This is a genomic window from Actinoplanes sp. ATCC 53533 (genome assembly GCF_003947245.1).
In genome coordinates, this window is record NZ_QHHV01000064.1 from 54,201 (window position 1) to 67,747 (window position 13,547).

9 protein-coding genes are annotated in these 13,547 nt (G+C 72.7%); 6 read left to right on the forward strand and 3 right to left on the reverse strand.

All coding sequences use genetic code 11. The annotated features are described in order from the left end of the window. Positions 1-30: 30 nt before the first annotated feature. The 6 genes from lon (at position 31) to DMB66_RS22425 (ending at position 10,377) form a co-directional block, all read left to right on the forward strand. On the forward strand, positions 31-2,340 hold the full coding sequence (lon, locus tag DMB66_RS22400; protein ID WP_125806075.1) for an endopeptidase La: 2,310 nt from the start codon (positions 31-33) through the stop codon (positions 2,338-2,340). Between the two features lie 125 nt (positions 2,341-2,465). Continuing rightward, positions 2,466-3,368: a hypothetical protein gene (locus DMB66_RS22405; protein WP_125806076.1), complete on the forward strand. Its 903-nt coding sequence runs from the start codon at positions 2,466-2,468 to the stop codon at positions 3,366-3,368. 53 nt (positions 3,369-3,421) lie between these two features. Further along, on the forward strand, positions 3,422-4,045 hold the full coding sequence (locus DMB66_RS22410; RefSeq protein WP_125806077.1) for an SAVMC3_10250 family protein: 624 nt from the start codon (positions 3,422-3,424) through the stop codon (positions 4,043-4,045). Between the two features lie 2 nt (positions 4,046-4,047). Next, on the forward strand, positions 4,048-7,443 hold the full coding sequence (locus tag DMB66_RS22415; protein WP_125806078.1) for a serine/threonine-protein kinase: 3,396 nt from the start codon (positions 4,048-4,050) through the stop codon (positions 7,441-7,443). A gap of 29 nt (positions 7,444-7,472) precedes the next feature. Next, positions 7,473-8,597: a protein kinase gene (locus DMB66_RS22420; RefSeq protein ID WP_125806079.1), complete on the forward strand. Its 1,125-nt coding sequence runs from the start codon at positions 7,473-7,475 to the stop codon at positions 8,595-8,597. A 70-nt stretch (positions 8,598-8,667) separates the two neighbouring features. Continuing rightward, on the forward strand, positions 8,668-10,377 hold the full coding sequence (locus DMB66_RS22425; protein WP_125806080.1) for a WD40 repeat domain-containing protein: 1,710 nt from the start codon (positions 8,668-8,670) through the stop codon (positions 10,375-10,377). A gap of 3 nt (positions 10,378-10,380) precedes the next feature. On the opposite strand, the gene DMB66_RS22430 is transcribed toward DMB66_RS22425, so the two are convergent. The 3 genes from DMB66_RS22430 to DMB66_RS22440 form a co-directional block, all read right to left on the reverse strand. Then, positions 10,381-12,228: a hypothetical protein gene (locus DMB66_RS22430; protein WP_125806081.1), complete on the reverse strand. Its 1,848-nt coding sequence runs from the start codon at positions 12,226-12,228 to the stop codon at positions 10,381-10,383. Positions 12,229-12,360: 132 nt separating this feature from the next. Next, a complete protein-coding gene (locus DMB66_RS22435) occupies positions 12,361-12,564 on the reverse strand; it encodes a cold-shock protein (protein WP_125806071.1) in 204 nt (67 codons plus the stop codon). A gap of 198 nt (positions 12,565-12,762) precedes the next feature. Then, entirely contained in the window at positions 12,763-13,335 is a 573-nt protein-coding gene (locus tag DMB66_RS22440; protein WP_125806082.1) for a pentapeptide repeat-containing protein, read from the reverse strand. Positions 13,336-13,547 lie beyond the last annotated feature (212 nt).

Here is a 13,547-nt window from a genome sequence, read left to right on the forward strand (position 1 = left end):
CCTGTACTCAACTTTTCCGGAGGTGTCCCCGTGACCAGCAAGCGACTTCCTGTGCTGTTCCTCGACGACATCGTCCTGCTGCCGGGCATGGTCGTCCCGGTCGAGCTGGACGAGGCGGCCCAGGCCGCCGTTGACGCGTCCCGCACCTCGGCCGGCTCCGAGCTGCTGATCGCCCCGCGGCTCGATGACCGCTACGCGTCGTACGGTGTGGTGGCCAGCGTCGAGCGGACCGGCAAGGTCCGCGGTGGCGCGCCGGCCGCCGTGCTGCGCACCGGCGTGCGCGCCCGCATCGGCAGTGGCGTGACCGGGCCGGGCGCGGCGCTGTGGGTCGAGGCCGAGCTGGTCGCGGCCGGCACGCCGAGCGAGCACGTCCGCGAGCTGGCCGCCGAATACAAGCAGCTGGTCGTCTCGGTGCTGCAGCGGCGCGAGGCGTGGCAGGTCATCGACTCGGTCAGCGCCATCGACGATCCCAGCGACCTGGCCGACACCGCGGGCTGGGCACCTTATCTGTCCAACGACCGCAAGCGGGAGCTGCTGGAGACCCCCGACGTCGAGGCCCGGCTGCGGCTGCTCGTCGAATGGACCCGGGACTTCCTGGCGGAGTCCGACGTCAGTGACAAGATCGAGACGGACGTACGCGAGTCCGTCGAGAAGCGCAACCGCGAGTACCTGCTGCGCGAACAGCTCAAGGCGATCCGCAAGGAGCTCGGCGAGGGCGAGTCCGACGGCACCGACGACTACCGCAGCCGCGTCGAGGCGGCCGATCTGCCCGAGGCGGTCCGCGCGGCCGCGCTGCGCGAGGTCGACAAGCTGGAGCGCGCCGGCGACCAGAACCCCGAGGCGGGCTGGATCCGGACCTGGCTCGACACGGTGCTGGACCTGCCCTGGAACGTCCGCACCACGGACGCCACCGACCTCACCGCGGCCCGGGCGGTGCTCGACGCCGACCACCACGGCCTGGACGAGGTCAAGGAACGCATCGTCGAATACCTCGGCATCCGCGCCCGCCGCGAGGCCCGTGGCCTGACGGTCGTCGGCGGCCGCGGGTCCGGCGCGGTGATCCTGCTGGCCGGCCCGCCCGGCGTCGGCAAGACCTCGCTGGGCGAGTCGGTCGCGCGCACGCTGGGCCGCAAGTTCGTCCGGGTCGCCCTCGGCGGCGTCCGGGACGAGGCGGAGATCCGCGGCCACCGCCGGACGTACGTCGGCGCACTGCCCGGCCGCATCGTGCGGGCCATCCGGGAGGCCGGCTCGACGAACCCGGTCGTCCTGCTCGACGAGGTCGACAAGGTCGGCAGCGACTACCGCGGCGACCCCGCGGCGGCGCTGCTGGAGGTGCTGGACCCGGCGCAGAACCACACCTTCCGCGACCACTACCTCGACCTGGACCTGGACCTGTCCGACGTGCTGTTCATCGCGACCGCGAACGTGCTGGAGACCATCCCGCAGGCGCTGTTCGACCGGATGGAGCTGATCTCGATCGACGGCTACACCGAGAACGACAAGGTCGCCATCGCCCGCGACTTCCTGGTGCCCCGGCAGCTGGAGCGGGCCGCCCTGTCCGCTGAGGAGGTGACGGTCAGCGAGGACGCGCTGCGCGAGATCGCCGCGTACTACACCCGGGAGGCCGGCGTCCGGTCCTTCGAGCGGTTGCTCGCCAAGGCGTTCCGCAAGGTGGCGCTGCGGGACCTGCCCGCCACCGTCGACACCGCCGACCTCAAGGACCTGATCGGGCGGCCGCGGTTCACCCCGGAGTCGGCCGAACGCACCGCCGGCCCGGGCGTGGCCACCGGCCTGGCCGTGACCGGGATGGGCGGCGACGTGCTCTACATCGAGGCGTCGCTGCTGCCCGGCGACAAGGGCGGGCTGTCCGTCACCGGCCAGCTCGGCGACGTGATGAAGGAGTCCGCGCAGATCGCGCTCTCCTACGTCAGGGCGCACGCCGCCGAGCTCGGCATCTCGCCGGAGCAGCTCGACCACCCGATCCACCTGCACGTGCCCGCGGGCGCGGTGCCCAAGGACGGGCCCTCGGCGGGCGTCACCATGACGACCGCGCTGGTCTCGCTGCTGGTCGGCCGCACCATCCGCGCCGAGGTCGGGATGACCGGCGAGGTCTCGCTGACCGGCCGGGTGCTGCCGATCGGCGGCGTGAAGCAGAAGCTGCTCGCCGCCCAGCGGGCCGGCCTCACCGAGGTGTACCTGCCGCAGCGCAACGAACCCGACCTCGACGACGTCCCCGACGACGTGCTGAAGGCGCTGACCGTGCACATCGTCTCCGACGTCCGCGAGATCCTCGGCACCGCCCTGGACCCGGTGTCCACCGGCATGGTCGCGGCAGCCTGACGCCCGGCCGACCTCCCAGAAGACGCGGCGATCTCGTCGATCTTCTGGGAGGCGGCGGACGCCGCGTGCCCTTTACCGGCCCCGCGCCTATCGAGACACATCACTGAGATGTCATCATCGACAGCATGTTCTTCGGACGGCGCCGGGACACCTCGAGCCCCTTTTCGACGTTGCGGGAAGTGGACTCCGACACCGAGATCTGGCGCTCGCACCGCTCCGGGGCGGACGTCTCGGTGCGGCGACGGCTCGACGAGTTCCGTGGGCTGTTCCGGGATCACGGCTTCCGCCTCACCCCGCTGCGCGATCCACTCTGCGCGGCGTCGGTCGGCGCCGCGCTGGGCGCTCCGTTCATCTCGATCACCGACCTGATGGGGATGCCCAGGGAGATCGTCCTCGACGCGATCGTCGAGATGGGCACCCCCGACGCCCGCGCGGCCCTGCTGGCGCTCGCCGTGGCGACCGACGGGCAGCTCGAGACGCTCGCGAGCCGGGCCGCCGCGCGGATGGACCGGGTCGATGAGCCGCCGTGGGCACAGCGGGCCCGCTCGCCGCTGACGCTGCTCTCCACCGACCGGCTGCTCGACCAGCGCGACGACAGAATCGTCGCGCTGGTCGTCGCGGTCGGGCAGGGTCCGAACCGCGCGTGCTTCTTCGTGCGTTTTCATCCCGGCTCGCTGCTCACCGCGATCATCCGCTATCTGCCGGAGACGGACCGGGGCACGCTGCTCGCCGAACTCACCGCCGGGCAGGGGCCGGCCGCGCCCTACCGGTTCACCCGCCGGCTGCGCGCCACCGACGATCGGGACAGCCTGATCGCCCTGGTCGGCGCCATGCTGGAGGAGAACGAGCTCAACCTGCGGATGGGCACGGACTTCCCGCCGTACCCGCCCGACCTGGCGCACCTGTCCCGCATCGGTGACGTCACCGTCGTGCCGGCGCTGCTGGTCCTGCTGCGCAAGCTCCTGCTCAGCGCGTACGGGATCGCGACCTGGAAAGACGTCGACAGCCGCAGCACCGCCTGGATCTGAACGCGGCGCCGGTGACGACCGGTCGGATAGCCCGGTGTCAGTACAGTGGCGGTGTGTCGCTCCGCTATTACGTTTACATCAGTGATTCCAAAGTCGAGATGATGCTGCCGCAGATCGACCCCGGTTTCGGGCGCGTCAGCGAGTCCGAGGTCGGCTTCGACCTCAAACTGGCCAGCGCGAAGCGCAAGGTCGGAGCGACCTCGAACAGGGTGGCGCGCCTCGAAAGAGTCGTGCGATATCTCGACGACTTCGCTGACGTGGGCACGGTCGACGAGCCCGGGCAGTACTTCCGCGGCCGGATGCCGATGCGCTGGGGGCCGGTCATGTCCTCCCTGGTCTACTTCGGCGGCGCGACCGAGCGCACGGTCGTCGGGCTCGGCGGCGCCGCCGGGCACCTGCACGGCGAGAAGGGAGTGGCCGACCCGTTCGCGCCGTCCTCCCTCCCGGGCATCGTGGAGGGGCTCCGCGGCGTGCTGGCCGCGGACGGTGCAGCCGGGCAGCCGGAGGCACTCGCCGCGGCCCACCTGGCCCACCGGCAGCTGCGCGGCAGCGAGCAACACCTGGAGTTCGTGGCCAAGCGCCTGGCGTACGGCCCGAGCCCCTACCCGGAACTGGACGCCCACGAGGGCATGAACGTGCTGGTCGGAAGCCCCATCTTCGTGGCGCTCGGCGACTGAGCATGCCGTGGGCGGCGGGCGAGATCATCCTCGGGCAGTACGAGGTGCTCGGCGAGTCGCACGCCGGCGGCATGGGCGTGGTGCACCGGGTGCGCCACCTCGGATGGGAAGTGGATCTGGCGGTCAAGACGCCGCGCGGGTCGGCCTCGTTCGCGCTGTTCGAGGCGGAGGCCGCCACCTGGGTCGGGCTCGGCCTGCACCCGCACACGGTGAACTGCGTCTACGTCCGCACGATCGACGGGATTCCGCGGGTCTTCGCCGAGTGGGTGGACGGTGGCAGCCTGGCCGAGGCGATCCGCGGGGGCCGCCTCGACCACGCCGGCATGTTCGACGTCGCCATCCAGACCGCCTGGGGCCTGCGGCACGCGCACGACAGCGGCCTCGTACACCAGGACATGAAGCCGGCGAACGTGATGCTCGAACCGGACGGCACCGCCAAGGTGACCGACTTCGGCCTGGCCGTCGCCGCGGCGGAGGGCACCTTCGCCGGCCGGACCCCGGCGTACAGCTCGCCCGAGCAGGCCGCCGCGGCGGCCGGCGATCGCAGCAGCCGGCTGACCTCCGCCACCGACGTCTGGTCGTGGGCGATCACGGTGGCGGAGATGTTCGCCGGACGACGGATCACCCGCTTCGGTCAGGCCGCGGCCGAGGCCCTGGAGAACGTCCGCGAAAGCCTGCCTTCCGAGGTCGCCGACCTGCTCGCCGGCTGTTTCGCCGACCGCCCGGACGGCTTCGGCGACCTGGTCGAGCAACTGATCACCCGGTACGCCGACCTGACCGGCGAGCCCTACCCGCGGTCCGCGCCCCGCCCGGCGCTGCTGCGCTCGGACGGCCTGTCCAACCAGGCGCTGTCCCTTCTCGACCTGGGCCGCGTCGAGGAGGCGGAGAGCCTGTGGCGCGACGCGGTCTCGGCCGATCCGCACCACCTCCCCTCGGTCTACAACTTCGGCCTGCATCGCTGGCGGGCCGGCCGGATCACCGGTGAGGAGGTCGTCTCGACCCTCGAGGCGGCCCGGACGGCCGGTGGCGACACCGAGCCCGGCCGGGGTGCCCTGCTGCTCGGCAGCGTCGAACTCGAGCGGCACGAGGACGAACGGGCCGGCGAGCTGCTGCGCGAGGCGGCCGCGGCCGGCCCGGCCACGGCCGAGGCGGTGGCCGCGCTGGAGGAACGGGCGAGCCGGGCGCCCCGGGTCAGCGCCGAGGCGCCCGCCGGTGAGGTCCGGGTGGTGGCCGCCGGGCCGGCCGGCGAGCACGTGCTGTTCGGGCTGCGTGGCGGCTGGCTGTACCGCTGGACCCCGGCCGCCGGCGAGCCGCTGGCATTGCTGCAGGGGGCCGAGGTCTCCGCCATCGCGCTGGACGCGACCGGCCGGCTCGGTGCCGTCCTGCGCGAGGACGGCTCGATCACGCTGTGGGACGTGGCCGACGGCGCGCCGCGCGAATGGCGGCGGAACGCGTCCGGCGCGATCTCCGTGGCGGTCAGCGGCGACGGCCGGTACGTGGCGGCCGGGCACCGGAGCGGCCGCATCCAGATCTGGGAGCCCGGTGCGGCCGTCGACCCCGTCGTCCTGACCGGCCACACCGGCGGGGTCACGTCGCTGGCCCTGAGCCGGACCGGCCGCCGGGTGCTGTCCGCGTCGTTCGGCGGCAACGTCAGCAGCGACGACGGCGACGGCACGGTCCGGCACTGGGCGGTGACCACCGGCGAGTGCGTCGCGGTGTGGATCGGGCCGCGGCGCGGCACCCTTGCCTCCGGCGCGCCGTGGACACACTTCCCGGGTGACATGGTCGCGGTGACGGCCGACGCGCGGTGCGCGGTGGCCGCCTGGCAGGACGGGCCGCTCGTGGTCTGGGACGCGCGACGGGCCGCCGTGGTGAGCACGGCGGCCCACCGGCTGCGGTACGAGATCATCATGGCCCTCGCGCCGGACGCCCGGGGCCTGCTCGTCGGCGGACCTTCCCGGTCGGCCCAGATCCTGGACGCGCGCGACGGGCACAGCCTGCGCATCCTCGACGACGACCTCCCAGAACTTCTGCTCGGCGTGGAAGCCGGCGCGATCAGCACGGACGGCAGCGCGGTGGCGCTCGGCGGGCACTATCAAGTCGTGCTGCGGTCGATGCCGGGCTTCGACTACCAGGCGCCCTGGTGCTACGCGCGTCCCCGCCCGGCACCCGAGCTGCACCGGGCCGAGGAATCGTTCGACGACCTGCTCGCCCGGGCCCGGGCCTGGGTCGAGGGCGGACGGTTCGCCGAGGCCGCCGCGTTGCTGCGGTCGGCCCGCGACGTGCCCGGCTACACCCGGCACCCCGAGCTGCTGACCGCCTGGCGCTCGTTGCTTCCGCACGGCCGCCGGGCCGGTCTGATCGCCGCCTGGGAGCTGTACAGCATGGACGGCCGCGATGTGTTCACCCAGCCGCCGACGATCGCGTTGCGCCGGGACGGGCTCGCCATGGCGATCGGGCGATGGACCGGTCATGTGGACCTGTGGGACGTCCCGGCGGCCCGAAAGGTGGGCACTTTCGAGCACCGCCTGACCGCGAAGGCGCGGGAGATGCGGTGGACTCCGCGGGGAGACCTGCTCGTGGTGCTCACCTGGGGTGGCACCGTGGAGGTGCTCGACATTCGGGACGGCCGTTCCGAGGTCATCGCCGGCGAGACCGGTGCGATCACCGCGTTCGACCTGGACCAGTCCGGCGAGCGGATCCTGTACGGCGACGAGTCCGGCATGCTGCGGATGCGCGGCCTGGCCACGGGGGTGCGGCTGACCGCGACGCGCGCCTGCGACGGCCCGATCGCGGCCGTGGCGATCAGCCCCGACTCTCTGCGCATGGTGTGCCTGGACAAGCGGGGCGAGGTCCGGATGTGGCGGCCGAACGGCCGGCGCCCGGAGTGGAAGCGGCGGTTGCGGATGTGGCACGACACCCGGCTGCACTTCACGCCGGACAAGTCCGCCGTGCTTGTCGACGAGCCCATGCTGCTGACCGCGCTGGACGCGGCCCGCGGCAGGAAACGCTACTCGTTCCGCAGCCGGCGGCCATCCATTACCGGCCGCACCAACGTGGCCTTCACCGCCGATCGGCTGCTGGCCGCCACGCCCGACCTGTCCAAGCTGGTCGTCTGGGAGATCAGCACGGGGAAGGTGCGTCACGAGCTCTCCCTGCCCGAAGATCCACACATCTTCGCGCTGGGGCCGGACGGGACGTTCGCGGTCGTGGCCGGCGGGACCGACACGGTCGGGATCTGGGACTTGGCCACCGGGTGCTGCCTGCGGACGATGGAGGGCCACCGGACGGACTTGCATGTGGTGCGGCTGAACGATGACGGCGGCCTGCTGGTCACCGTCGACATCGGCGCCGGCCTGCGGGTGTGGGAGCTGGCCTGGGAAGTCGACGTTGGCTGAGGTGGTCCTGGTCACTGGAGGGGCGCGGCATGCTTTCACCGACGTTGGCTGACGTGGTCCTGGTGACCGGCGGGGCGCGGCACGCTTTCACCGGCGACGCGGACGTGCTGCTCGGCCGCGATCCGGCGTGTGACGTGCGGGTGACCGACGATGGCCGCCGGGTGTCCCGGCGGCACTGCCTGGTGGTGATCCGGCCGCCCCGCGTCGTGGTCCGCGACCTCGGCAGTCACAACGGGACGTACGTCAACGGGGTCCTGATCGACGGTGAGCGGCACCTGCGTGACGGCGATGAGCTGTGGCTGGGCGACGTGGTCGTGCGGGTGGTGGTCCGCCCGGTCGCGCACAACGGCCTGACGGTGCTGCGCGAGCTGGGTAGTGGCGCCCAGGGCGTGGTGCACCTGGCCCGTGAGCCGGACGGCCGCCTGGTGGCGGTCAAGACCCTGACCGCCCCCGGCGCGACCGAGCTGTTCCGCCGCGAGCTGGACTGCACCGCCGCGCTGCGCCACCCGAACATCGTGCGCTTCCACCGGAGCCTGGCCGAGCCGCTGGGCTTCGTGGCCGAGTACTGCCCCGGCGGCAGCGTCGCCGACCACGGGCCCTTCGGGATCGAGGAAGCCGTGGCCCTCACCCGCCAAGCGGCGGCCGCCCTGCGCTACGCGCACACCGTCGAGATTCCGGTGCTGCACGCCGACGGCACGACCGCCACCGGGCGCGGGCTGGTGCACCGCGACATCAAGCCGCAGAACCTGCTGCTGACGGCCGAAGGCCGGCTCAAGGTGGCCGATTTCGGCCTGGCCAAGGCCTTCGACCAGGCCGGGCTCAGCGGCCGTACGCCCACCGGGGCGATCGCCGGCAGCGTGGCCTTCATGCCCCGCCGCCAGCTGATCGACTACAAGTACGCCCGCCCCGACGCGGACGTGTGGGCCCTGGCCGCCTGCCTGTACTGGATGCTCACCGGCGCCACCCCGCGCGACTTCCGCCCCGGCGCCGACCCGGTCGCCGTCGTGCTGCGCGAGCCGGCGATCCCGATCCGTCAGCGGCTACCGGCTCTGCCGGCCGCACTGGCCTCCGTCGTCGACGACATGCTGGCCGAGACCGGCACCTCGGCCCCGATCACGGCCGCCGACCTCGACGACGCCCTGGCCCGCCTCTGAGCTTGTTCGGCACACCTCGCCCGAACATTCCCGCTGGTCACCGGGGCTGCGGTCGGCGACACTCGGCGGTGTGGAACAGCCTGCCGCCGCCCGCCTGCGCGCCGGCGCCTACCTGCACGGCAGCGTCGAGGACGGCGCGCAGGTGCAGCTGGCCGCCCGCCGCGCCGGGGCCGACCAGCTCGCCGACCGCCTCGCCTACGAAGGCGGCCTGCCGTGGTCGGCGCGGTGGCTGCTGCCGGTCGAAGAGTCTCACCACCGCACGATCGCGGTGCTCCGGGGGCCGGTCGTAGCACTGTGGACTGTCCGCGGCATCGTCGGCGCTGTCGCGGAGTCCGGCGAGTACGGGGTGTGGGACCTCGACACCGGCGACCAGCTCGTGCGCGGGTGGGGAGCCGGGAAGACCGGCTCCACCAGCGCCGAAGGCCGGCACGTCCTGGCCGCCGTCGACGGCACCACGCTGCGCCTGTGGGAGGCGGCGGACGGCGTGCCGGCCGAGCTGGACCGGCTCACCCTGCCCATCCCGTTGCGGTCTCTGCACGCCGTGACCCCGGCTGAGGGAGATCCGCTGCTGGTCGGGATCGAGCAGACCGGCTATGTCGACGACTGGAGCGGGATGGACTCGACCGTGACGGGCGGCGAAACGCGCGCTTGGGCGATCACCGACGACCCGCCCCGGCTGCGGGACTGCCCGCCACCGCCGCGGCCGGGCGAGCCGCCGGTCGACACCCGTCAGCTGCGGGTGTCGGTGACCGCCCGGGCCGAGACCTGCCTGCTCACCGGGGGTCGCGACGGCGTGGTGCGCGCCTGGGCCCTCGACGAGCAACCGGTGCCACCGCCGGTGCCGCTGGCGTCGCCGGCGGCCGCCGCCTGCGCCACCCGGTCCGACGGGCAGCGGGTCGCCGTCGTCGCCCACCACAACCAGCGCGTCGGCGCCTGGGACCTCGCCGAGGGCGCGCCGCCGCCGACGGTATTGCACGACGCGCACGACGCTGCCGGAGTCGCGTGCGTCCGGCCACCCGGTGGGCCGCTGCTCGCGGTGACCGGCGGCCTCGACGGGCGGGTCTGCGTCTTCGACGTGGACGCCGGTGTTCTTTCGCGCACGATCGTCATGCCGGTGGTCGATCCGTTGCCCGGCACGGGCAGCTACCGCCGTCCGGGTGTGGCGCCGGCGCCGCCCGGCCCGGAGCCGGTCCGCGACATCGCCGCCACCGTCCTGGCCGATGGCCGCCCGGTCGCCGTGACGATCGGCGGCCTCGGGTGGCTGCGCTGGTGGTGCCCGCTGACCGGGACGGCGCTCGGTGCGGTGCCGCTGGGCCAGTGGGGCCGTGCGGTGGCCTGCGGGCACGCACCGTTCGTCGTGGCAACGACCGGGCAGGACCTTCAGGTGTACGACACGACGACTACCGAACCGGTCATCACGATCGCCGTGTCCGGGTCGGAGACCGTCTGGGCGCTGGACGTCGCCGACGATGTGGTCGTGGCGCTCGACGGCGCCGGCCGGCTGCACCGGTACCGGCTGGCGAACGGTGCGCCGATCGGAGAGCCGCTCGCCGGGCACTATCGCGACGCCCGGACCGTCTCGTGTGGACGCCACCCGGACGGTCGCGCGATCGCGGTGTCCGGCGGCTTCGACGGTACGGTGCGGGTCTGGGATCTCCTCGCCGGCGAGGAGGTGCACCGGATCCCGATGGAGCATCCGGTCTACGCCGTCGCGCTGGCCGACGACGGCGCCATCCTGGTCGGGACGCACGGTGGCATCGGCGTCCTGCGACTGCACTGACCCTCAGCGGTCGGTGCGTTCGTCCCAGACCGCTTCCGCCGGGTTGTCCATCCGGCTGCGGGTCACCGTGAGCCGCACCCGCACATCCCGGGACGCCTCGCACGCCGGGCAGGTGCCGTGCAGCGTGCCCAGGAAACCGTGGTCCGAGCCGGCATAGTGGTCGTCGTCGACGTACTCCCATGCGACGGTGCCCTCGGCGCGATGCCAGCTTCCGCACTCGGCGCAGAGCACCAGCAGGCTCGCCCGCTCCGGTCGGAGGCCAGCGGGCACGGGAGCGGGCCGCTCGTACCCGAGCCGCACCGTTCGGCCGTCGGACGCGTGGACGACCAGGAGGTCCCCGTACGTGATGTCCGCGACGGCGGCGGCCTCGCGCAGCGCCTCGACCGGGTCCTCCTCGTCCAACAGCAGGCGGCACAGCGGGCCGGGCGGCAGCGGGTCGACCCCGGCGCGGATCAGGCGGGCCGCATACAGCTGGGCGAGCCGGGCCAGATGGTACGCCCGCCGCGCGGCGGTGACCGGCCCTCGGACGGCGTCGAGCCGTCTCGATGCCGGATCGCGCCGGGCCGCCTCCGCCACCACCCGTTGGCCCGTGCGTAAGGCGTGCTGGACGTCACCGGACACGGCGGCGCGCAGGCACTCCCAGACCTGGTCGATCTTCGGCGGGTGCGGGCCGTTCTCGGCCTCCACGATCGCCACCAGCGTGGCGCGCGTCGACTGACTCGGGGCGGCCAGCCACGCCTCGAGGCCCGCCAGGGCCCCGGCCTCCCCGTGGTCGGGTGCGCGGGCGACGCAGGGCGCGATCGCGGCGACGGCCTGGCGCAGGGCCTCCCGATGGAGTTTCGTCCGCTGCGGCTCGTCCAGGCCGTCAGCCGGGTCTGCCCGGGCGGGCCCGACCGGCGGCGCCGGCACCGCGAGCGCGAGGGGCAGGACGTGCCAGTACCGGTCCCGGCCTTTGTGGCGGAGCAGGCGCTCCAGCAGGTCCCGCAGCCCCGGAGCATGGGTGAGCAGGTGCTTCTGGTGCAGGAGCCCGCACATCTCCGGATCGTCGGGTTCGACCAGCACGCGGAAGGCGATCGCCGCACCGACCGTCGCATCGTCCACGGCGCGCAGCGCGTCGCGCGCCAGCCGCCGCGTGTATCCCGCGGTGTCGGCGAGGAACGCGACAATGGCCAGCACGTTGGCCCGGTCCCGGCGGCGGTAGGTCAGGCAGGACAGGAGCATGGCCCGCGCGGCCGGGTCGCGCTCCACCCGCGCCGCGGCGATGAACGGCTCACTGCCGATCGCCGGCGTGAAGCGCAGCGACCTGGCGGCTACCTCACGCACCCGCGGGGCCGGATCGTCCCGCATGAGACGCAGGTAGACCTCGTGTTCGTGACCGCGTGCCACGTTCAGCGCCTCGACCCGTACCGCTGCGGACCTGTCCGTGAGGAACCGCGCGCCGAATTCCTTCGTCCGGTGGATCGACAGCACGGCCCGGACGGCTCGCAGCCGTACCCGATCCTCGGGGTGGGTTTCGAGCTCCTGCCGCAGCGGCTCGTAGGGCGCTCCGAGGTAGTACAGCAGGCTGGCGACCCGGTCGTCGTCCAGGTCCAGATCGAGCGCCGCCGCGCGGATCCGGGTGTCGACGTCGCTCCTTCTCCCCAGGATCCGGCCGAGTGCCTCCGCCGCGGCGTCGCCGACGTGCTCGTACACCTCGGCGATCCCGCCGATCGTGCGGACCTCGGCGTTGTCGTGGAGGGCCAGTTCCAGCAGCTTGTCCACGAGGCCCAGCTCACCGGAGGCCGCGGCGAGCCGTGCCGCCTCGAGCCGCACCTCGTCGTCCGGATGGCCGAGCCGGTCCAGCAGTGACATGCCACCCTCCGCAGACCCCTGAGACGACCACCGTATAGCCGGCCTGCCCGGCGGTGACCGGCCAGCACCGGGTGGGAGACGCCGAACGGCGGCCCGCTGGTTCAGGGGGCCGCCGTTGGTGGTGCGTGTGGGTCAGAGCGGGCGGATGTTCTCCGCCTGGAGGCCCTTCTGGCCCTGGGTGATGTCGAATTCGACCTTCTGGTTCTCGTCGAGGCTGCGGAAGCCGCTGGCCGAGATCGCGGAGAAGTGGGCGAAGACGTCGGCGCCGCCGTCGTCGGGGGTGATGAAGCCGAAGCCCTTGTCGGCGTTGAACCACTTCACGGTGCCTGTAGTCATGTCTGCTCCTTCGCAGGTGTTGGAGTCCGCAGTGTGCGGGCTCACACGCCGCTGCGTTGATCACCCGCGCCGAACCGACACGACAAACGAAAAAGCGCCTGGAATGGGTTTTGGATAACCCATCAGGCGCCGAAAACGTCTACGGAAATCAAAACTGCAACGGGGTTACCGTAGCACAGTGTCCTCCCGGATCCGTGCCTATGCGTCGCGTACGGTCAAGCGCAGGCAGTAGGTGAGATCGATCGCCTGGTCGGCCGTGATGATCGCACCGCGTAGCTCGACCTCGCGTGGGTCGAAGGCGGTCAGGTTGCTGCCGCGCAGGTCGGCGCCGCTGAAGTCGGCCCCGTTCAGGGTCGCCCCGCTCAGATCCACGTCGCGGAATACGGCGCCGTCGCACTTGCTGCCCCGCAGATCCGCCTGGCGGAAGATGACGTCGGTGAAGTCCGCGGTGCTCAGATCCGCGTCGAACAACGTGGTCTCGGTCCAGTCACCGCCGATGACCCGCAGGCCCGTGAAGTCGCAGCGCTCGAATCCGCTTGCGGCGACCGTGCAGCCGTCGAAGGTCGCGTCGAAGAAGTTACAGCCCCGGAAGCGGCATTCGATGAACCGCACCTGGGACAGGTTCGCGCAGTTGAAGCGTACGTTCTGGAAGGTGCACCGGGTGAAGGCGGCGTCGCCGACCTCGGCCTCGCAGAGGTCGTCGGAGGCGAACGCCGCGTCGGTGAACTCGGCCCCGGAGGCTTCGGCCAGCGATCCCGCTCTCCGCGTCATCGCGTCTTCCTGGTGTGCTGATCGGTCACGAGAGCGACACTAGCGCCAGCCGGTCAGCCGAGCAGCGGTGGCAGGGTGCGCCGCAGCCCGGCGGTCTGCTTCTCCCAAGCCTGAGCCAGGTCCATCAGGGCGTAGTCGTCGTGGTTGCGGCCGATGACCTGCAAGCCGATGGGGAGTCCGGTCGTGCTGAAGCCACCGGGCAGGGTCAGGAC